Raw genomic sequence first — 20,197 nt, 5'->3', positions numbered from 1 at the left:
ATATGTCTTCCATTCTATTCGAGATCAGGGACCAGGTTGCCTTTATAACCCTGAACAGGCCGGAGAAAATGAATGCTTTTACGCGTGAAATGGCACTTTTGCTGCAAAGCAGGCTGGACGAGTGCGCCAGTCTGCATGAAGTGAGGGCCGTCTGTCTCACCGGCGCGGGTAGGGCTTTTTCGGCGGGGCAAGACCTGTCGGAGGTAGTCGATCCGGAAGGGCCGGGGATGGAGAAGATACTCAGCGAACGTTATAATCCTATCATCACGCGTATCCGTAATTTGCCCAAGCCGGTGGTGGCGTCAGTGAATGGAGTGGCGGCCGGTGCGGGAGCCAACATCGCGCTTTGTTGTGATATCGTCGTCGCGGCCAGGTCGGCTTCCTTCATCCAGGCTTTTTCGAAGATCGGGCTGATCCCCGACAGCGGCGGAACATGGTGGCTGCCACGGCTTGTAGGCTGGCAAAAAGCCGCCGGTATCGCTTTGCTGGGCGACAAGATCGCGGCGGAAAATGCCGAAAAAATGGGCATGATTTATGCGGTCTATTCCGACCAGGATTTCCCGGAGGCTTCGAGGGCACTCGCCGCCACATTGGCGCAGATGCCGACCCGGGCATTGGCATTGACCAAACATGCGTTGAATTATTCCGCCACCAATACCCTGGAAGCCCAGTTGCTGTTGGAAGATGAGCTGCAACAGCAGGCGGCGCAGACAAAGGATTATGCTGAAGGAGTAGATGCCTTTCTGAACAAAAGAGCTCCACGATTTAAGGGGGAATGAGTTTCCGGGCAAACCGCGGGTTTGCCGACCGAGGCCAATGATTGGCTAATAAAACTTAATTTATGTTCTACGAATTTAATGGCCACCGGCCTGTGGTCCATCCTTCCTCCTTTGTACACCCCCAGGCCGCTGTCACCGGTAATGTCATTATCGGTAAAAATGTGTATGTGGGTCCCGGCGCGGCTATCCGCGGCGACTGGGGACAGATTATCATCGAAGACGGGTGTAATGTACAGGAGAGCTGTACGATCCATCTATTTCCCGGCGCCACCGTCCGGTTGCGGGAAGGGGCGCATATCGGTCATGGGGCTATCGTTCATGGCGCCACCATCGGCGTCAACTGCCTCATCGGGATGAATGCCGTCATCATGGACAACGCCGACATCGGCGATGGATGCATCGTGGGGGCCCTGAGTTTTGTAAAGGCAGGGGAAAAGATCCCGCCGCGGAGTGTGGTGGCGGGGAATCCGGCCAGGGTCATCAAGCAAGTGAGTGATGAGATGCTCCGCTGGAAGACCGAGGGGACGGCGATCTACCAGGGGTTGCCGGGGGAGATGCAGGCGGGGTGGATTCCGTGCGAGCCGTTGCGGCCGGAGGAGGCGGGGCCGACGGACGGGCCGGTGGAGGACGGGCGGCAGTACAAGCCCTGGAAGGAGACACAGGAAGAAGAACTGGGGCCGGGGAATCGGGTCGAAGAGCCGGCGGCGCCTTATGGAAAACGGGAATTTACTTTCGAAGAATATCTTCAACTCGAGGCGGACGCAACACAGAAACATGAATATTATGATGGTGAGATCTTCCTTATGTCGGGGGTCCTGCTTGATCATGTCAGAATAACAACAACATTGACGGCGTTGGCTAAGCAAAGGCTAAAGGGCAGCTCATGCGATGTGTTCACTGGTGATCTGCGGGTCTTTGTAGAAGCAAAGGGATTTTTTACCTATCCGGACCTCACCATTGTTTGCGGGAAACCCATTACCCGAGAGGACGATGAGTTTAATCTGATGAATCCGACCGTTATTATTGAAGTGCTTTCCAAATCCACGCAGAAGTATGACCGTGGTCCTAAATTCAAGCTCTATCAGGGTCTGCCTTCGTTGCAGGAATATATACTCATCGACTCGCGGTCTGTACTGGTAGAACAATTTATCAAGGATGCAAAGGGAGAATGGAACCCGAAGAAATATAGCAAGCTGAGCGACAGGTTTATGATCGAGGCGGTTGGCGTCGAGCTGTCGATGGAGGAAATATACGAAGGCACCGGATTCCCCAAGCTGACGCATTAGCGCATAGCCAGCGAAGAAGCAGTATCTTTGTCGCCCAATGGAGAAATCAAACTTTGTCGATCAGATCAGGGTCTTTTGCAGAAGCGGGCATGGCGGCGCCGGAAGCAAGCATTTTATGCGGACAAAATTCAATGCCATGGCCGGACCGGATGGCGGAGATGGCGGCCGCGGCGGCCATATCATTCTCCGGGGCAGCAAGCATCAATGGACGCTGTTGCATCTGCGCTATTATAAGAACGTATTGGCAGAGGATGGCGAGGCCGGCAGCGGGAACAACTGCACCGGAAGATATGGTAAGGATATCTTTATCGATGTTCCGCTGGGCACGGTAGCAAGGGATGAAGAGACGGGTAAGGTGGAAGCTGAGATCCTGGAAGATGGCCAGGAGATCATATGGTTAAAGGGTGGGCGTGGCGGCCTTGGCAATGCCAATTTTGCTACTCCAACCAACCAGGCGCCGGAACATGCGCAGCCGGGACTCCCCGGCGTGGAGGGGTGGAAGGTATTGGAATTAAAAGTATTGGCCGATGTCGGGCTCGTCGGTTTCCCCAATGCGGGTAAATCCACCCTTTTGTCCGTGATGACCGCAGCCAAACCCAAGATCGCCGACTATGCCTTCACCACCCTGACACCTCAACTGGGGATGGTGGAATACCGGGACGGCCGGTCGTTTTGTATGGCCGATCTCCCGGGCATTATCGAAGGCGCGGCAGAAGGAAAAGGCCTGGGACACCGCTTCCTGCGCCATATCGAGAGAAACCCCGTTCTGCTTTTCCTGATACCGGCCGACAGCCCCAACCACGCCGAAGAATTTCGCATCCTTGTCAACGAACTGGAAAAATATAATCCCGAACTCCTACACAAGCAATTTATCATCGCCATCAGCAAGAGCGATATGCTGGATGGGGAGCTAAAAGAAGCTATCAGCCACGAGCTGCCCCCCAATATCCCCCATATTTTTATTTCTTCCATGACCAATCAAGGCATTGTTGAGCTCAAAGACCTGCTCTGGAAGGTGTTGAATGAGGATATTACGGATAAAAATAAATAAAATGTATTCGTCTTAACATAATATTCATATAGAAGTATTGCAATTAATCAATTTTGGTTATATTTTTGCTACATACTATATGAGATCGTCCTGATCTCGACCGTTCGCAAACGTCCCCAGCCTGCCAGCCGATTGTTGCTGTGACGATTGATCTTCCCGCCATCGCTATCTATTGTTCGCCACTTCAAATTTTCTTGTCTTTCCGCTTGCCATCGGTTGATTGTTCATATGGGTGGTTGCTCCATATCCTAATCGTCACTAAAACCCATTTATATGAAGTCGCTTATCACCGCCCACTTTGGCAAGCTTATTCTGGCAACCACTTTCCTGCTGGTGCTGACCACGGCACATGCCCGGTCAACAATCGCCAACACCGGCTTTGCCGACACCGCCGCCACGGTAAAGTACCTGGGCACGCAGGACGATATGCTCGTCTTCAACGTGTCGTATGCCAACCCGGATGGCAGCAGGTTTTCGCTCACCGTAAAAGACCAGGATGGAACGCAACTGTACCAGGGTCTTTTTAACGAGAAGACCTTTTACAAACAGTTCAGGCTACCGAAATCCGACAAGGATCGGATCGTCTTCGTCTTCCGTGATTTCCGGGATGCGGACATCGTAAAGGCCTTTGACGTCAATGTAAACAGCCGGCTCATCCGTGAAGTAGCTGTAAAGCAGATCAACTAGGTTTTTGAACATTATTTCCCAACACCAATTAAATATTTTTTTATGAAGTCGATCGTTCTCGCCCTTCTTTTTGCCGGCGTCAGCCTGGCAAGCCTGGCCAATGGCCACAATCCCATCGGTGACCGTAGTGAAAAAGGCGCCGCGGAAGTAAAATACATCGCCGCAAACAATGGGGAGTTCTTTTTCAACGTGGTTTACAACAACACCACCGGCAGCAAATTTAGCGTAGCCATTCTCGATGAATCCGGCGACCAGATCTATCAGAATTTCTTTTCCGATAAGAAGTTTGACAAGAAATTCAAATTAGCCGATCCGGAAAGTTTTGGAAAGCTGACGTTCATCATCCGTAATTATGGTGACAATTCCGTTCAGCGCTTCGAGGTGAACTCCAGCAATCACCTGGTAGAAGACGTAGAAGTAAAGGAAGTAAAATAGTTCCCGATACAAAGAAAACCGGCCGCCCCGTAGGGGCGGCCGGAAGAGAGAGAGGAATTAATGTAAGGTATTACCCTGACCCGAAGACGCACCCTGCGTATTTATCGCTTTCTGGACATCCGTAAAACTCATGCGTTTCAACTGGTCCTGGCTGAAATTCTTAAATGTCGTGGTCAGCACATTCCCCGGGATCACCACATAACGGTAAAGCAGACCGGACTGGTCGGTGAGGTAGTACTGTAATTCGATGTTGCCGACATTTAATATTTGAGAGAAGCCATATTCCGATGCGGAGAGGGCAGTTGTATCTCCGGAGCTTGCCGAGCCCACATAGCCCAGCACGGCGCCCGAGCGGAGAACGGATGCCGTCACGGATTTGGCAGCAATGTCCTCATACCATAGGGAATCATGGTTGGTCCCGGTCATGCTAAGTGTCATCCAGCCGGAATAATAGACACTATCCTTTGTTTGATAGGTTGTGTTCTTAGTACAACCGCCAACAGATATCAGCGAGACAATGGATACGACAAGGGCAGCAGCGGAAAAAATAAATTTCAATTTTCGCACGTCTTTAGATTTTTAAGGTTAACGATTATTTGCTGGTCTATATAAGAATATAATACGTAATCAGGCAAGGCAGCGTCTAGGGGAAATCGGCCAATTGGAACATTTTACCGGCCATTAGTTTAAAGATACTACTTTTTTTTTGCCGCGATCACCGGCTTATTATCCTTCCAACGCCATAAGTGCATACAGGCATAAGTACGATAAGGGCTCCATTTTGCCGAAATGCGCAGGAGCTCTTCCCGGAAGGCCTTTTTATCCGTCCGGTCTAACTTGTAGATATTGATCATCGCATTCTGAATACCCCAGTCGTCGATGGTGAATACGTCCTCCCGTCCCAGGCTAAACATCAGCAGCATCTCCGCCGTCCACTGGCCGACCCCCTTTATCTGCGTGAGGTAGGCTATCACGGCTTCATTGTCCATCTTGTTCAGGGTCTTGGGGTCCAGCCCATGCTCAACCGCAAACTCCGCCACATTGTGAACATAGCGGGCTTTTGCATTGGACAGCCCGATGGAGCGAAGCGTTTCGAATGGGGTGGCTAACACCTCTTCGGGGGTAGGGATACGGTCCTTGTATAAGGCCAGGAACCGCTGCCGGATGGTGTTGACCACTTTCGTAGATAGCTGCTGGCTCATGATGGAAAGGATGAGATAAAAAAAGACGTCCTTTTGCCTGGTGACCCGCATGGGTTCGGAGCCGTCGATGAGTTTCTTTAGCTTTTTATCTTTTGACAGGTGGAGCAGGTAGTCCATGGAATTTGCGGTTTTCCCTTAAATGTAGAATTTTGTCCAATGTCTTTGAAGATAATTGTTACCAAAGACGGTTCTCATACCCTGGAAGGCGCAGGCGGGGTTACCTATCATTCCACCTTTGGCGCGGTGCAGGAGTCGCGGCATATCTTTATTGACGCCGGGCTCAAAGCGGCACAGGGCAGGCCCTTACGCGTTTTTGAGATGGGGTTTGGGACAGGACTGAATGCTTTGTTGACGCTGATGGAAGGCCGGCCTATACAATACGAGACGGTGGAAACGATTCCACTTCCGTTAACCATGGTGAAGGAATTGAACTATTGTGAAGTGCTCGGCCGGCCGGACTGCCAGTCCCTTTTCGAACGGCTGCACAGTACCCCATGGGAAGAGCCGATGGAAGTGCAGCCGGGGTTTCGCCTTCTTAAAAGCCGTGGAGATATCCGCGACTACGACCTTCGTGAACCAGCCGACCTGGTCTATTACGATGCTTTTGACCCGGTGGCGCAGCCCGAGCTGTGGACGGAGGAAGTATTTGGACGATTGTATGGGCAGCTTGCGCCGGGGGCCATAGTAGTCACGTATTGCTGTAAAGGCGCGGTGCGGCGAGCCTTGCGGGCGGTGGGATTCAAGACGGAGAAACTGCCGGGTCCGCCGGGGAAGCGCGAAATTCTAAGGGCAATCAAACCGCATTAAGCAAACGTATAACTCACTCCCCCATCCTTCTCATCCTTCAGCACAATGCCCAGCTGCAACAGCTGGTTGCGGATCTTATCAGAAGTCGAATAGTCCTTCTTCGAACGGGCATCGCGCCGGATGTCGATGAGCAGCTCCATCACCCCGCTGAGCTTTTGATCATCCCCCGTGGATTCCCCTTTCAGGCCCAAAATATTTTCAATATAATCGGTAAAATAACGCTTCATCAGCTGAAGGGTCGCGGGACTGAGCGCATCGCGGCGGATCTGACCACCTTTGAGGGAATTGATGACAGGCACGAGCTCGAACAGATTGGCCAGCACCTTGGCCGTGTTGAAATCATCTTTCATAAATTCGTCCATCTCCCGCAGCTGTTTGGTCACCTTGTCGTCGAGCGCCGGATCGGCCGTCGTTGCAGGGCTGCCATTGCCTTCGCCTTCGTCGGCCACCAGCTTCTTCAACAGATCGTATGCCTCCCACAGCCGCTTGAGCCCTTTCTCCGCGGCCTGCAGCGCTTCATTGCTAAAGTCAAGCGTACTGCGATAGTGCGTCTGGAGAATAAAAAAGCGGATCGTCATCGGTGAGTAGGCCTGTTGCAACAAGGGGTGTTTGCCGGTGAACATCTCCGACAGCCGGATCTGGTTCCCATAGGCTTTGCCCATTTTTTTCCCGTTGATGGTGATCATGTTGTTATGGATCCAATACCGGGCGGGCACCCGATGGTTGCAGATGGTGCTCTGCGCGATCTCGCTTTCATGATGCGGGAACATAAGGTCCATCCCACCGCCATGGATATCGAACTCGGTACCGAGATATTTTGTGCTCATCGCGGAGCACTCGATATGCCAGCCGGGGAAGCCTTCGCCCCAGGGGCTTTGCCAGCGCATGATATGTTCGGGCGGGGCGGCTTTCCAAAGGGCAAAATCCTGCCGGTTGCGTTTTTCCTCCTGGCCTTCGAGATCACGGGTCGTCTCCAGCAGATCGTCCAACACCCTGCCGCTGAGCTTTCCATAGGGATATTGCGCAGCATATTTTTTTACGTCGAAGTAGACGGAGCCGTTCACCACATAAGCATATCCTTCCCGGATGATCGTTTCTATCATCCCGATCTGTTCGACGATGTGACCGGTAGCGGTGGGTTCAATGCTGGGGTTCAGGTTGTTGAACTGGCGCATGGCCCAATGAAAGAGATTGGTGTATTTCTGCACCAGCTCCATCGGCTCCAATTTTTCGAGCACCGCTTTTTTGGAGATCTTATCTTCCGCCTCGCGCCCTTCTTCCTCGAAGTGACCGGCATCGGTGATATTGCGTACATACCTTACCTTATAGCCCAGGTGGAGCAGGTAGCGGTAAATAAAATCAAACGTGATGGTTGGACGGGCATGGCCGAGATGGCTTTCGCCGCTGACAGTAGGACCGCACACATACATGCCGACGTGGCCGGCCGTGAGGGGGGTAAAGACTTCTTTCTGCCGGGTATATGAATTATGAACTTTTAACTGACTCATACGGCCCGAAGATACGGTTTTCGCGCGAACAAGGCCACGAACAAGGGGCCCCTGGCGCCCCTCTAGGGAGTCAATTTCACATCCGCGACTACGGGGTTATGGTCCGACCAGGGAACCGAGAATTTCCTGCACTGGAGGATGTCGAACTGCGGGTCGGTGAGAATGTAGTCAATACGCAGCGTAGGGGAAATATGTACAAAGGTTCTGCCGATACCGAACCCTTTTTGCAGGAATGCATCTTTCCAGTCTCTGCGGATAGTGAAGTACGTATAGGAATTGGGGACATCATTAAAATCCCCGCAGATGATGCCGGGGTAAGGGCTCCTGTCCAGCCGGACGCGGACCTCTTCCGCCTGGTCACCCCGGTGCTTAAAGGCGTAGCCCAGTTTTTTTGCAATGGATTTGGAAGCCATCAGGATGCTGTCGTCGACATTCTTGATGATCTCGATGTCATGGTAGTCCTTACTGCGGAACAGGACGGACTGGAGGTGGGTGGTAAAAACCCTTAGCGTATCGTCACCGAGCTGGATATCCGCGGCAAGGAGGCTCTCGGTGGCAGGCACGCGATCGGGCTTTGAATAATGTATGGTCATCGAATCGACGATGGGATAACGCGAAAAAATGATCACCCCGGCCGCCCATTTCCCATCGTAACGGCCATAGTCGTGTGAAAAGACATGGTAAGGAAAGTGCAGCTGCTGTTCGATATAAGAAATATTGGGCGTGTCGTTGGGGTGGTAGGATTCGAAGAATTCCTGCAGGCAAAGTACATCAGGGTGCAGACTGTCGATAAAATTCATCATTTTGATGCGATGGCCCGAGGCTCCTCTCTTCGCGGTGATGAAGACGTCGAAGCTGCGCACGTTCCAGGTCATGATCCGCAGGGCGCCGGGCGGCTTTGCGAGGGTGAAGCCCTTTCCCGGGTGCATGGCGAAGAAACTGTGGATATTGGTCCAGCCAACCAGCAGGGCTCCCAGGGATAGCACCGACCAGGGCCGATAGTGGGAGATAAACAGCCCGATGATAAAAAACAAGACCAGCATCAGCAACAATAAGGGAAAAATAAGCCCCAGCAGGGAGAGCAGCCACCACTTACCGGGAGGCAGGAAGGAATTCGCACAGGCCAGCAGGAACAGAATAACTGTAATGATGTTCAAGGTGATGAACAACCGGCGGCTAAAGTTTCTTAGGCGGGCCATGAGTGGTCCTAAGTTACAACTCTTCTTCGTCCGCAGCCCTTTTCAGAATCTCTTTTTCCTCGTCCGTGAGGAAGCGATAGCCCTGCTGGTTGATCTTGTCGAGTATCTCGTCGATGCGTTGTTGGGTCACGTTAGGGATCTTTTTGAACGGCTGGGTACCGGAGACCTTGTAATAGAATTCATCCTTTGGCGAGCGCGTCCTTTTTTTCTTGTCCGGGTTGAAAAGATCGTTACACCAGTCAAAGAACCGGTTTATCCAGATGCTTCCGTCATGCCCTTTACGCAGCCGGTAGATGAATAGGAAACCTGCGCCTGCACCGGAAAGGTTGGCGATATAAGCGCCCGTGTCACTATGAGAGATGGTCGAGAAATTGATAAGCAGATACACCACAGTAAGTATCCAGAGGGGAATGCCCCCGTTGATCATGGGGAAGATGCGGTAATCCGGCGCTACCGTTGTAGTGGCGATGGCGATGGCGATGACGGAGGCGTTGGCCCCTGCCAGGTCGACAAGACCCGCCTGGGCGTGCAGCCGCGGGAAAACAGCATAGCAGATGAGGAAGAAGACGGCGCCGGCGATGCCGCCATAGAGGTAAATGGGGATCAATTTGCGGTTGCCGGTGAGGTCTTGTAAAATATAGCCAAATCCCCATAGCCAGACCATATTGCCGATAAACCGGAAGACATGCCCATCGGAGAACATAAAGGTCAATATGGTCCAGGGGCGGGTAGACAGCTTATCAAGGGAGCCGGGCACGAAAAACCAGGAGAGGACGTTGTTCTCATAGGCGGCATCGGAGAGGTTATTGACCATATAAACAACGTAGACCAGCTTCAGGATCGCAAACAGCACGGCATTGATGACCACTAATTGGACCAGTGCGTTGCCGTCCTGCCCCAACACCATTTTTTTGCGATAGTTGTCTTCCATTACACGCATACAGTTGTTTATTGTGCTCTTCTTCCTATGCAATTTACAAAACGCCTCTATAGGATGTTCGCGGGAAATTAGTAAAAATTCCGCCGGTTTGTCCTATTCATTATTATGACAATGATGATGCCAACAAGCGCCCCGCCAAGATGGGCAAAGTGCCCAATATTATCTCCCGTCTGCCGGCCGAATCCGCCGAAAAGATCAATGAGGACATATACCGGGATGACATATTTCGCCTTTACGGGTACAGGTATAAGGAAAATGAATAGCTCTGTATTGGGGAACAGATAGGCGAATGCCGCCATGACCCCCATGATGGCGCCCGAGGCCCCGATCATGGAATACTGCTCGGTGTACGCCTGGATCACCTGTGGCCAAGCCTCCGGGACATATGACGCGTGGGCGAAGCGGGCAGCTTCGTAAGGGATCATCAAGACTTGCACAACGGCGGCGCCGATGCCGCAGATGATATAAAAATTCAGGAATCGCTTGGTTCCCCAATAATTCTCCAGGATGCTGCCGAACATCCACAATGCGAACATATTGAAAAGGATATGACCAAAGTTTTGCGGATCATGCATGAACATATGGGTGATGATCTGGTGGGGTTTGAACAGAGGCGATGACCAATGATGAAGCGCACCCCATTCCGTCACATCCCACCCTGTCATGTCGGGAAGGAGCTTCTGTGCTAAATAGATCAAGCCATTGAGAATGAGTAATATCCTGATTCCGGGAGGAAAATTCGGTGATCCGGTTCTAAATCTAACCATATTGTTCTTATTCGATTTGTCTTATTCAGTATGCCTTCTCTCAGCGCACAATTTACGATTAACGCCTCAATTTCAATTGCACGATATTTTCAATATGATGGGTATGCGGGAACATGTCCACCGGCTGCACCCGGGTAACGGCATATTTTGCATCCAGCAGATGGAGGTCTCTTGCCTGGGTGGCCGGATTGCAGCTTACGTAAACCACCGTTGGCGCCTCTATCTCCAGGATCTTGTTCACCAGTCCCTCGTGCATGCCGGCGCGCGGCGGATCGGTAATGATCACATCGGGGCGGCCTTCGCGGGCAAAAAACTCCTCATTACAAATATCCACGACATCCCCGGCAAAGAATCGCGCCTGCGGAATATTGTTGAGCGCAGCATTTTCCCGTGCATCGGCGACGGCTTCCGGGACGACCTCCACTCCTACTATGCGCGCAGCCTGGCGGCTGACAAAGATGCCGATGCTGCCGGTGCCGCAATATAGATCATAGACGGTTTCCCTCCCCGTCAATTCAGCGTATTCACGCGTTACCCGGTAAAGCTGTTCGCCCTGGCGGGTATTGGTCTGAAAAAAGGATTTCGGCCCTATAATAAACCGAAAATCTTCCAATTGTTCGATCACGAATCCCTTTCCATGGACCACCCGGGGCTCCAGGTCCCAGATGCTATCGTTCCATTTGGTGTTGATCGTCACCAAAAGAGTCGTCAGTTCGGGAAATTGTTGCAGCAGCAGACCGGTCAATTCCCGGGTGTGTTTCTCGTCCTCATAGCCCAGCACGAGATTGGCCATGATCTCCCCGGTGGTGCAGATGCGGAGCTGCAGGTTACGCAGCCAGCCGCGATGTTCTTTGATATCATAGAAAGGCAGGTTGCGCGCAAGCCCAAAATCCCTCACCACCTTGCGCAGGCGGTTGGTCGGCTCTTCCTGCAGGTAACAGGTATCGATATCCACCACCTTGTCGAAAAGGCCCTTTGCATGAAACCCTGCTACGTCCTGGTGGGGGGAAGCGGCCGGGTCATGCAGTTCTTGCGGCAGCAGGAAGCGGCGGCTGGAGAAGGTGTATTCGATCTTATTCCGGTAGTGGATGGATTCCGGGGCGCCGAGGATGGGGGTCACAACAGGCAATTCGACCTTGCCTATCCGGCGCAGGACATCCTCCACCTGTTGCTGTTTGTATTGCAGCTGCAGGGGGTAGGGCAGCATCTGCCAGCGGCAGCCGCCACAAACACCAAAATGCGAACAGAACGGGGTTATCCGATTGGGGGAATACTGGCGAAAGCCCGTAACAAAGCCCTCGGCCCAGTCCTTTTTATTTTTACCCAGCCGCAGATCGACAACATCACCCGGGACAGCATTCTCGATAAAAATGACCTTTCCATCGACGCGCGCAATGGATTTGCCTTCTGCCGCATAGGCCTCTACCGGAATATTGGACAATTCGATTTTTTTGCTTCTTTTTCTCACGCTGCAAAAGTAGTGCTATTTTTACCGGCGTATGAACAAGTATAAGATCCTATTCCTGGCCACTTTATCGTGCCTGCTATTGAAAGCCTATCCACAGAGCGGTTATTCCATCCGCCTTCACCTGAAGCCCTACACCAGCGGAAAGGTCTACCTGGGTTATTATTATGGGAAGATTCGGGCCCTTGCGGATTCGGCGCAGCTTGACGCCGGCGGCGAGGGTGTTTTTAGCGGCAAAGAGCGATTGCCAGGCGGAGTTTACTTCGTGGTCTCTCCCAGCAGGGCCGTACTCTTCGAACTGCTGCTGGACAGCCTCCAGCATTTCTCGGTAGCCGCCGACACCACCGATCTGCCCGGGAGCGTTATTTTCACAGGGTCGCCGGATAACACCGTCTTCCAGACCTACACCCGCTATACGGCCACCAAAGGGAAGGAAATAACAGCCGGGCAAAAAGAGCTGGCCACCGTGCATACTAAGGCCGATTCCGCCCGGATCAAGGAAAAAATGAAGAAAGCCAACACCGAGATACAGGATTACAGACAGACGCTTGGCATCAAATATCCCAACTCCCTGTTGTCAACCCTTTTCCAACTGCTGAAAGAACCCGTCATTCCACCAGCCTCCAAACAGCCGGGCGGAAAATATGACAGTCTTTTCGCCTATCACTTCTTCAAGGATCACTATTGGGATGGGGTCTCTTTTTCCGACGAGCGGCTTAGCCGGACACCCGTCTTCGAACCCCGGCTGGATAAATATTTCCACGACCTGGTGCCCCCCGACCCGGATTCCATCGAACGCGAAACAGACATGATGCTGCTGGAGTCCCGGGTCAGCAAACCGATGTTTCAATATCTCCTTGTCTATTTTGTCCAGAAGTATGTGAACCCGGAATATATGGGCCAGGATGCTGTCTTTGTTCATCTCTTCGAAAAATATATCAATACCGGGCAGGCGGAGTTCTTTACAGAAAAGTACCGGAAGTTTTTGGACAACCGTGCTTATAGCTTGATGGCCAATCTTATAGGTGCCCCGGCCGCCAACCTGGAAATGGTGGATACCGCCGGCGCTCCCCGCAACCTTTACGACGTTCAGGCTCCCTATATCGTCATTTGCTTTTGGGACCCAACCTGCAGCCATTGCAAGGAGATTGTGCCAAACGTGGACTCCATCTTCCAGGCAAAATGGAAACAGGAGGGGGTAAAGCTGTATGGGGTGATGGTCGACGGTGGACGCGAAGCCTGGCTGCAATTCATTAAGGATCACAATTTAACCGATTGGATACACGTTTATGAGACCAAGGAGCACCTCGACGCAACCGAGAAGGCAGGGCAACCCAATTACCGGCAGTTGTACGATGTGTATCAAACCCCCATCCTCTATTTACTGGACAAAGACAAACGCATCATTGCTAAAAAGCTTACTTATCAGCAGCTGGATGAAGTTATTAATCTAAAAATGCGCAAACCAAAATCCAATTGATATTATGAGCATCCCGGTCAAAACGCGATTCCTTATCCCTACCCTTCTTCTCCTGTTCGTGTCCGGCATCTCAGCACAGACTCTTTTCACGGTCGACCATAGCACGGTCTCCAGGGAAGAGTTTCTGAAGGCGTACAGTAAGAATAATACCGGGCAAAAGGCTACCCCGACAACCTACCGGGATTACCTGGAGCTCTATATCCGTTATAAATTGAAAGTTCGGGCGGCCTATGATGCCCAATTGGATACCCTTGCCGGGCAGCGGACAGAACTACAGAACTTCCGCTCACAGGTAGCGGAGAGTTACCTGAAGGACGAAACGAGTCTCGACCGCCTGGTAAAGGAAGCTTTTCAAAGAGGACAAAAGGATATCCGGCTTTCGCATATCCTTATCCAACTCCCAAAAAACGCTACCCCTGCCGACACGGTAACGGCGTATGAAAAGGCGATGAGCGTTTATGCGGCGTTGAAAAAAGGTAAAAAATTTGGCGATGCGGCGCTACAATATTCGGACGATCCTTCGGTGAAGAGCAATGCCGGGAATCTTGGCTATATCACGGTCTTTACCCTCCCGTACACATTGGAGAGCGTGGCTTATTCCCTTGCTCCCGGCAAATTCTCCTTGCCCTGCCGCACGAAAGGCGGATACCATATCTTCCGCAACGACGGCGAACGGAAATCCCTGGGCCGGATAAAGATCGCCCAGATCCTTGTGGCCTACCCGCCTTCGGCAACGGGTGCGATGCAGATGGCGACACAGCATAAAGCTGACTCCATTTATGCCCTGCTGCAACAAGGAGGTGACTTTGCCGCATTGGCGCGCGCCAACAGCGCAGACAATCTCTCTTACCAGCAAGGGGGCGAACTACCCGAATTCGGTGTGGGGCGCTATGATTCAGCCTTTGAAGCAGCAGCTTTCTCCCTTGACAGGGATGGCGCCATCAGCAAACCCATCCCCAGCGCCTTTGGCTACCATATCCTCAAACGCATTGCCCGCAAACCTTTCCCTACCCAATGGGACGAGCCAACGGCTGCGGTGCTGAAGCAACAGGTATTGAACGACCCCCGCATAGAGGTATCACGCAAGGCCCTGCTTAGCCGTATCGAGCAACAGGCCGATTTTCGTCCCGCGAACATTTCTGAATCCGATCTATGGGCCTTTACCGACAGCTCGATGCGTAATATGGGCTTCTCGAGTTTCAGGGGTCTTGACTACAACACCACCCTGTTCTCTTTTTCACACCAGTCCTATACGCTAAAGGAATGGCTGGACTATGCAAGAGCATCGAGGGGACCGCGGTCCGGTGGGGCCGATGCGGATAAAGAACTGTATGACCGCTTTGTCGAACGGATGGCCCTGGGCTACTACCGCGATCATCTCGAAGATTATAATAAAGACTTTGCCTTTCAACTGACGGAATTCAGGGAAGGGAACCTGTTGTTCGAGATCATGCAACGGAAGATATGGGATAAGGCATCCACCGACAGTGCCGGGCTGCGGAAATACTATGACGCGCATAAGGACAAATATTGGTGGGAAGCCAGTGCGGATGCCCTGTTGTTCACGTGTAACAACACCCGGACGGCGGAAGACCTCAAGACCCGGCTACAGGCTCATCCCATCGCGGGCTGGCGGCAGATGTCGGATAGCGGCGCATTGGCCATCCAGGCGGATTCCGGTCGCTATGAGCTGACCCAGATCCCCAATCCGAACAAGACAGACCTCACCGCAGGCTTGTATACGCCTTTTTCAACGAATACGGCGGACAATTCGATATCTTTTGCCTACATCCTGAATATATATCACGAGCGGTCACCTCGCAATTTCCGGGACGCCAGGGGATTTGTGATCAATGACTATCAAACCTACCTGGAGGATGAGTGGATCGCCGAGCTGAAGAAGAAATATGCGGTAAAAGTGGATGACGCGGAATTTAAAAAGTTGCCTTGACAGTCGCTTCGATCACCTTGGGCTTACCCAGGGTATAATAGTGCAGCACGGGCACGCCGGCTTTCTTCAATTCCCTGCTTTGCTGGATCAGCCATTCCGTGCCTACCTGTTCAACGTCCGCGTCGGTCTTGCACTGTAGAATGGCTTTGGAAAGATCGGTGGGCAGGTCTACATGGAAGACCTTTGGTAACATGCTCATCTGTTTCTTCGTTGTTATCGGCTTCAGGCCCGGGATGATGGGAACAGTGATGCCCTGATCGCGGCAGATCTTTACAAAATCAAAATACTTTTGGTTATCGAAGAACATCTGAGTGGTAATGTATTCCGCTCCGGATTCGACCTTTGCCTTGAGGTACATCAGATCGGTTTCCAGGTTGGGGGCTTCGAAATGTTTTTCGGGATAGCCCGCGATACCGATGCAGAAATTGGTCTTGCCGCCGTTTTTGATATCTTCTTCCAGGTAGACGCCCTGGTTGAGGCACACAACCTGTTTCAGCAGATCGATGGCGTAGCGATGACCATCGGGTTCGGGTTCAAAAGAGCTTTCGTTCTTTGCAGCGTCGCCCCGCAGCACCAGCACATTGTCGATACCGAGGAAGTGAAGGTCGATGAGCGCGTCTTCCGTCTCCCGTTTTGCAAATCCACCGCAGATGAGGTGCGGGACGGCGTCTACCTTATAGTGGTTCATGATGGCGGCGCAAATGCCGACCGTACCGGGCCGTTTACGGACTTCCACTTTTTCAAATGTTCCGTCGGCCTTCTTTTTAAACATCGTCTCGCTGCGGTGATAAGTCACGTTGATGAAGGAGGGGTTGAAAGCCATCAGCGGGTCCAGATGTTCATAAATGGAGCTGATGGTCTTGCCTTTCAGGGGAGGGAGTATCTCAAAGGAAACAAGGGTGTCTTTTGCACTATTGATATGGTCTATAACCTTCATAACGAACGAATAATTCGAATTAATTTCGCAAACTTAGGCCATAAGTCTTAAAACACCTATAAATTTAAAGCGGGAAGCTTGTACCATGGCTTTCGGGGCTTATTTTTGCGGGCAAAATAGAAAAAGTTGAGTATCACCATTCATTCCCAAGACCTTGTAAAGACTTATCACAACCGGACGGTGGTGAATCACGTGTCGGTGAAGTTGGAGCAGGGGGAGATCGTCGGGCTGCTGGGTCCTAATGGGGCGGGCAAGACGACGACCTTTTACATGGTAGTCGGGCTGATCAAGCCGGATGAAGGGAATGTCTTTCTCAACGACGTGAATATCACTCGTCTGCCGATGTTCAAGCGTGCGCAGATGGGCATCGGCTATCTGCCGCAGGAAGCCTCCGTCTTTCGTAAGTTGAGCGTAGAGGATAATATCAAGGCCGTGCTGGAAATGACCAGGCTGAGCCGGGCCCAGCAGAAAGCGAAGCTGGAAGCCTTGCTGGATGAGTTTCACCTGCACCATGTACGCAAGAACAACGGGGATTCGCTCAGCGGCGGGGAAAGACGGCGCACCGAGATCGCCCGCGCCCTTGCTGTGGACCCCAAATTTATCCTGCTGGACGAACCCTTTGCCGGGGTCGACCCCATCGCGGTGGAAGACATCCAGTCCGTGGTGGCCCGGCTTAAATTCAGGAATATCGGTATCCTCATCACCGACCATAACGTAAACGAAACCCTCTCCATCTGCGACCGGGCCTACCTGCTTATCGACGGGAAGATCTTCAAACACGGCACCGCCGAAGAGCTGGCCGAGGACGAACAGGTGAGACGGCTTTACCTGGGTCGCAATTTCGAGCTGAAAAGAAAGGATTATCTCCACGAAGAGGCGCGTCAGCACGAAGAAAAAAATACCCTGTAAAGTCCCGGCGATTAGTTACTTTGCCATACATGGAGTGCATCGTATGAAGCTATTGAGTCCGGCTATATCGAGATTGGCGAGGTTGCGCCAGGAGCGCATCGAACAATGGGTGAAGCACCCCGTCGCTGTGCAACGGGAAGTATTGCAACATCTTGTCACCTCCGCGCAGTATACCGAGTTCGGGCGCAAATACAATTTCTCCAGGACCTTTTCGCTCCGCGACTTCAAACAGGCCGTTCCTATCCACGAATATGATGACCTGAAACCCTATATCCAGCGGATCATGAATGGGGAGCAGAATATCCTCTGGAACACGCCTATTTATTGGTTTGCCAAGAGCAGCGGCACCACCAGCGACAAGAGCAAATTTATTCCCGTCAGCGAAGAGAGCCTACAGGATTGCCATTATAAAGGCGCGAAGGACGTCCTGACGATGTATTATAATTTCAATCCCGAATCCGACCTGCTCACTGGCAAAGGATTGGTCATCGGCGGCAGCCACACGATCAATCAAATGAACGAAGACGTTCATTACGGCGACCTCAGCGCCGTGTTGCTTCAGAACGCACCCTTCTGGGGTAACTGGATCCGCACACCCGAATTAAGCATTGCTCTGCTGGACGAATGGGAAGACAAGATCGAAAGATTGGCCAGGAACACCATCATAGAAAACGTCACGTCTATCTCGGGAGTACCCACCTGGACACTAGTGTTGATCCGCCGCATCCTCGAGATCACGGGCAGGAGCACGTTGGCTGAAGTGTGGCCCTCCCTGGAGCTATATATCCATGGCGGTGTCGCATTTACCCCCTACCGGGAACAGTTTCGCAAACTTATCGGCAGGGATATTAACTATCTCGAAATGTATAATGCCAGCGAGGGTTTCTTCGCTGCGCAGGGAAATCCCCATGATGATGGGATGCTGCTCTTCCTCGACCATGGCATCTTTATGGAGTTTATGCCGGTAGAAGAATACGGCAAGGCCCAGCCGGAAACGATCGGGCTGGCCGATATCGAGGTGGGTCACCACTATGCGCTTGTCATCAATACCAACGGCGGGCTTTGGCGCTATCTGCTTGGCGACACCGTTCAGTTTACCTCCCGGGACCCATTCCGCATAAGGGTGAGCGGCCGGTTGAAGCATTTTATCAACGCCTTTGGCGAGGAGGTCATCGTCGACAATTCGGATAAAGCCATTGCCATCGCCAGTCAGAAGACAGGGGCAATCGTCAATGATTATACCGCAGCGCCGGTGTATTTCAGCGAAACGGGCAACGGGGCGCATGAATGGCTGGTGGAATTTGAGAAAAAGCCCGACAACCTGGACAGTTTTGTCAGCGAACTGGATAAAGCGCTTCAAAGCATCAACAGTGATTATGAGGCTAAGCGGCATAAGGATATCGCGCTGGGTTTGCCCCGGTTGCAGGTGTTGGAAAAAGGCGTCTTTACTGCATGGCTAAAGCGTAAGGGAAAGCTTGGCGGTCAGCACAAGGTTCCCCGCCTGTCGAATGACCGCAAGTATATCGAAGAGATCCAGGCTATGCTGGCTCATGAAGCACCAGCGTCAACGCAATAAGGCTGACAAACGATGAAGTATAGAACAGGTAGAGATAGGGAACATCGATAAAGCAATAAAAGATTACCAGCGCCAGCTTTAAAGATGCCAACGGCAGATTGTTACCATGCAACCGCCGGCCGATGAGCACGAACAGCGGCGGGATGATAAAGGAGAGGCTGACAAGCAGGCTATGCAGCAGCCCTACTCTATTCGGGCCAAAGAACGAGGCAAAGGCGGGCGCCGTAGCGAATACGTCAGGACTGTCTTTCCACACCCGGCAGGCAAAAGCCACATAGTCGCCGGGTAGCTTCGCCAGCCGGACAAAGGTGCTGAGACCGACAGGCAGCAAGAACAGCAATACAAAACACAGTATCCCCGTGAGCGTAATGATCGAGCATTCACGCCATTTTTTTTCCATCGCAAGATAAATAAGGTAGGCGGGTAGCCAGCCTACCAGTGCATAGCGGCTCAACATGCAAAGCGAGATGGCGATGCCTGTTAGCCAGGGCTTGCCGGAAACCAGCGCCAGCACCAGCAGCACATAATACCCGATGACCATTCCTTCTTCGGCCACGCTGACGATGCCCGCGGTGTTGTCCGCCACGACCCACCAATAAAGCAGAAAGGCCAGGGCGCCGAGGAAGAAGGGTTTGTAGTCGTGGGGGTGATTCGGTTGGTGATGCCTTGCGGGAGGGCGGTAGAGGAACAGAAAGGTGATGAAGGCAAAAAATAACCCGGCTACGGCGATCCAGCGCATGTCGAGGCCCAGGAAAATGGCGGGGACATAAGGCAGCCACATGGCCGGGAGATAGATGGGTTGTGTCCCGTGCCAGATGGAGGGAATAATATCATAGACATGGCTATGCTGACCGGCAATAAATCTTTCGCCCATCACTTTTATGATCGGCAGCATATCGGCGTTGGTGATGTCGATGGGCATCTCATCGAACCAATACTGGCACCATGACCAGGTGGCGAGGGCGAGACAGCCGGTGATGATGAGCCGGTAATGATTGATAGGCAGGGTCCAGGATTTTTTACCCCGCGAGGGAAGTTGTAGTGTAGGGCAGCGGGTAAGCAGATAGGCAATGCCCATGCCTGATGCACAATACAACAGGGAGAGAAAGGGCGCCCAGCCCGGGATCTTGAGGCACCAGGTGACGCTAAGGGTTTCTATAGCAAAGAAAAGCAGCAGCTGAGCCGGTAAATTTTTAGGACGATTCATCGATGCTAAAG

19 protein-coding genes are annotated in these 20,197 nt (G+C 52.3%); 10 read left to right on the top strand and 9 right to left on the bottom strand.

Features of this window, described 5'->3' with window-relative positions; translation table 11 throughout:
- Nucleotides 1-2 precede the first annotated feature (2 nt).
- From IEY39_RS20125 to IEY39_RS20105, 5 genes are all read left to right on the top strand, one after another.
- Nucleotides 3-779 carry an enoyl-CoA hydratase-related protein gene (locus tag IEY39_RS20125; RefSeq protein ID WP_188934950.1) on the top strand — a complete coding sequence of 259 codons (777 nt, stop codon included), beginning with the start codon at nucleotides 3-5 and terminating at the stop codon, nucleotides 777-779.
- Nucleotides 780-841: 62 nt separating this feature from the next.
- Entirely contained in the window at nucleotides 842-2,065 is a 1,224-nt protein-coding gene (locus IEY39_RS20120; protein WP_188934948.1) for a Uma2 family endonuclease, read from the top strand.
- Between the two features lie 37 nt (nucleotides 2,066-2,102).
- Nucleotides 2,103-3,116, top strand: a complete 1,014-nt coding sequence (obgE, locus tag IEY39_RS20115; protein WP_188934946.1) for a GTPase ObgE — start codon at nucleotides 2,103-2,105, stop codon at nucleotides 3,114-3,116.
- A gap of 273 nt (nucleotides 3,117-3,389) precedes the next feature.
- Nucleotides 3,390-3,803: a hypothetical protein gene (locus IEY39_RS20110; protein ID WP_188934944.1), complete on the top strand. Its 414-nt coding sequence runs from the start codon at nucleotides 3,390-3,392 to the stop codon at nucleotides 3,801-3,803.
- 42 nt (nucleotides 3,804-3,845) lie between these two features.
- The gene (locus IEY39_RS20105) at nucleotides 3,846-4,238 is read left to right on the top strand and encodes a hypothetical protein (RefSeq protein WP_188934942.1); all 393 of its coding nucleotides are present in this window, start codon (nucleotides 3,846-3,848) and stop codon (nucleotides 4,236-4,238) included.
- A 57-nt stretch (nucleotides 4,239-4,295) separates the two neighbouring features.
- On the opposite strand, the gene IEY39_RS20100 is transcribed toward IEY39_RS20105, so the two are convergent.
- Nucleotides 4,296-4,805 (bottom strand): hypothetical protein, encoded by a 510-nt coding sequence (locus IEY39_RS20100; protein WP_188934940.1) that lies wholly within the window; start codon nucleotides 4,803-4,805, stop codon nucleotides 4,296-4,298.
- Nucleotides 4,806-4,933: 128 nt separating this feature from the next.
- Nucleotides 4,934-5,557, bottom strand: coding sequence for a DNA-3-methyladenine glycosylase family protein (locus IEY39_RS20095; protein WP_188934938.1), 624 nt, complete (start codon nucleotides 5,555-5,557; stop codon nucleotides 4,934-4,936).
- Nucleotides 5,558-5,596: 39 nt separating this feature from the next.
- Between IEY39_RS20095 and mnmC2 the strand changes: the two genes are divergently transcribed.
- Complete coding sequence (mnmC2, locus tag IEY39_RS20090) at nucleotides 5,597-6,247, top strand: tRNA (5-methylaminomethyl-2-thiouridine)(34)-methyltransferase MnmC2 (protein WP_188934936.1); 651 nt, start codon at nucleotides 5,597-5,599, stop codon at nucleotides 6,245-6,247.
- Here mnmC2 and cysS read toward each other — a convergent pair.
- The 5 genes from cysS to rlmD form a co-directional block, all read right to left on the bottom strand.
- On the bottom strand, nucleotides 6,244-7,755 hold the full coding sequence (gene cysS / locus IEY39_RS20085) for a cysteine--tRNA ligase (protein ID WP_188934934.1): 1,512 nt from the start codon (nucleotides 7,753-7,755) through the stop codon (nucleotides 6,244-6,246). The two genes, mnmC2 and cysS, sit on opposite strands and share 4 nt — an antisense overlap.
- Nucleotides 7,756-7,817: 62 nt before the next feature.
- Complete coding sequence (locus tag IEY39_RS20080) at nucleotides 7,818-8,954, bottom strand: endonuclease/exonuclease/phosphatase family protein (RefSeq protein WP_188934932.1); 1,137 nt, start codon at nucleotides 8,952-8,954, stop codon at nucleotides 7,818-7,820.
- Nucleotides 8,955-8,967: 13 nt separating this feature from the next.
- Nucleotides 8,968-9,894, bottom strand: coding sequence for a rhomboid family intramembrane serine protease (locus tag IEY39_RS20075; RefSeq protein WP_188934930.1), 927 nt, complete (start codon nucleotides 9,892-9,894; stop codon nucleotides 8,968-8,970).
- Between the two features lie 68 nt (nucleotides 9,895-9,962).
- Nucleotides 9,963-10,592, bottom strand: a complete 630-nt coding sequence (locus IEY39_RS20070) for a rhomboid family intramembrane serine protease (protein WP_229689000.1) — start codon at nucleotides 10,590-10,592, stop codon at nucleotides 9,963-9,965.
- A 127-nt stretch (nucleotides 10,593-10,719) separates the two neighbouring features.
- A complete protein-coding gene (rlmD, locus tag IEY39_RS20065) occupies nucleotides 10,720-12,129 on the bottom strand; it encodes a 23S rRNA (uracil(1939)-C(5))-methyltransferase RlmD (protein ID WP_188934926.1) in 1,410 nt (469 codons plus the stop codon).
- A 31-nt stretch (nucleotides 12,130-12,160) separates the two neighbouring features.
- Between rlmD and IEY39_RS20060 the strand changes: the two genes are divergently transcribed.
- Together IEY39_RS20060 and IEY39_RS20055 are read left to right on the top strand one after the other, a co-directional pair.
- Nucleotides 12,161-13,606, top strand: coding sequence for a TlpA family protein disulfide reductase (locus IEY39_RS20060; RefSeq protein ID WP_188934925.1), 1,446 nt, complete (start codon nucleotides 12,161-12,163; stop codon nucleotides 13,604-13,606).
- Between the two features lie 4 nt (nucleotides 13,607-13,610).
- A complete protein-coding gene (locus IEY39_RS20055) occupies nucleotides 13,611-15,557 on the top strand; it encodes a peptidylprolyl isomerase (protein ID WP_188934923.1) in 1,947 nt (648 codons plus the stop codon).
- Here IEY39_RS20055 and IEY39_RS20050 read toward each other — a convergent pair.
- A complete protein-coding gene (locus tag IEY39_RS20050; RefSeq protein ID WP_188934921.1) occupies nucleotides 15,541-16,494 on the bottom strand; it encodes a methylenetetrahydrofolate reductase in 954 nt (317 codons plus the stop codon). The genes IEY39_RS20055 and IEY39_RS20050 overlap by 17 nt on opposite strands.
- 126 nt (nucleotides 16,495-16,620) lie before the next feature.
- Here IEY39_RS20050 and lptB point away from each other — a divergent pair, with 126 nt between their 5' ends.
- Nucleotides 16,621-17,403 (top strand): LPS export ABC transporter ATP-binding protein, encoded by a 783-nt coding sequence (lptB, locus tag IEY39_RS20045; protein ID WP_188934919.1) that lies wholly within the window; start codon nucleotides 16,621-16,623, stop codon nucleotides 17,401-17,403.
- A 43-nt stretch (nucleotides 17,404-17,446) separates the two neighbouring features.
- Nucleotides 17,447-18,979: a GH3 auxin-responsive promoter family protein gene (locus tag IEY39_RS20040; protein WP_188934917.1), complete on the top strand. Its 1,533-nt coding sequence runs from the start codon at nucleotides 17,447-17,449 to the stop codon at nucleotides 18,977-18,979.
- On the opposite strand, the gene IEY39_RS20035 is transcribed toward IEY39_RS20040, so the two are convergent.
- Nucleotides 18,942-20,186 carry a hypothetical protein gene (locus IEY39_RS20035; protein ID WP_188934915.1) on the bottom strand — a complete coding sequence of 415 codons (1,245 nt, stop codon included), beginning with the start codon at nucleotides 20,184-20,186 and terminating at the stop codon, nucleotides 18,942-18,944. The genes IEY39_RS20040 and IEY39_RS20035 overlap by 38 nt on opposite strands.
- Nucleotides 20,187-20,197 lie beyond the last annotated feature (11 nt).

The sequence above is a fragment of the Puia dinghuensis genome (assembly GCF_014642875.1).
GTDB classification, from domain to species: Bacteria; Bacteroidota; Bacteroidia; order Chitinophagales; family Chitinophagaceae; genus Puia; species Puia dinghuensis.
The sequence above is the reverse complement of the archived record's forward strand: the minus strand, read 5'-3'. Positions and strand labels throughout refer to the sequence as shown.

Coding starts and splice junctions, on each gene's coding strand:
- IEY39_RS20125 (WP_188934950.1), top strand. CDS start 3: ATGTCTTCCATTCTATTCGAGATCAGGGACCAGGTTGCCTTTATAACC.
- IEY39_RS20040 (WP_188934917.1), top strand. CDS start 17,447: ATGAAGCTATTGAGTCCGGCTATATCGAGATTGGCGAGGTTGCGCCAG.
- IEY39_RS20120 (WP_188934948.1), top strand. CDS start 842: ATGTTCTACGAATTTAATGGCCACCGGCCTGTGGTCCATCCTTCCTCC.
- IEY39_RS20095 (WP_188934938.1), bottom strand. CDS start 5,557: ATGGACTACCTGCTCCACCTGTCAAAAGATAAAAAGCTAAAGAAACTC.
- IEY39_RS20050 (WP_188934921.1), bottom strand. CDS start 16,494: ATGAAGGTTATAGACCATATCAATAGTGCAAAAGACACCCTTGTTTCC.
- IEY39_RS20110 (WP_188934944.1), top strand. CDS start 3,390: ATGAAGTCGCTTATCACCGCCCACTTTGGCAAGCTTATTCTGGCAACC.
- mnmC2 (WP_188934936.1), top strand. CDS start 5,597: ATGTCTTTGAAGATAATTGTTACCAAAGACGGTTCTCATACCCTGGAA.
- IEY39_RS20060 (WP_188934925.1), top strand. CDS start 12,161: ATGAACAAGTATAAGATCCTATTCCTGGCCACTTTATCGTGCCTGCTA.
- cysS (WP_188934934.1), bottom strand. CDS start 7,755: ATGAGTCAGTTAAAAGTTCATAATTCATATACCCGGCAGAAAGAAGTC.
- IEY39_RS20075 (WP_188934930.1), bottom strand. CDS start 9,894: ATGCGTGTAATGGAAGACAACTATCGCAAAAAAATGGTGTTGGGGCAG.
- IEY39_RS20105 (WP_188934942.1), top strand. CDS start 3,846: ATGAAGTCGATCGTTCTCGCCCTTCTTTTTGCCGGCGTCAGCCTGGCA.
- IEY39_RS20055 (WP_188934923.1), top strand. CDS start 13,611: ATGAGCATCCCGGTCAAAACGCGATTCCTTATCCCTACCCTTCTTCTC.
- obgE (WP_188934946.1), top strand. CDS start 2,103: ATGGAGAAATCAAACTTTGTCGATCAGATCAGGGTCTTTTGCAGAAGC.
- IEY39_RS20080 (WP_188934932.1), bottom strand. CDS start 8,954: ATGGCCCGCCTAAGAAACTTTAGCCGCCGGTTGTTCATCACCTTGAAC.
- IEY39_RS20035 (WP_188934915.1), bottom strand. CDS start 20,186: ATGAATCGTCCTAAAAATTTACCGGCTCAGCTGCTGCTTTTCTTTGCT.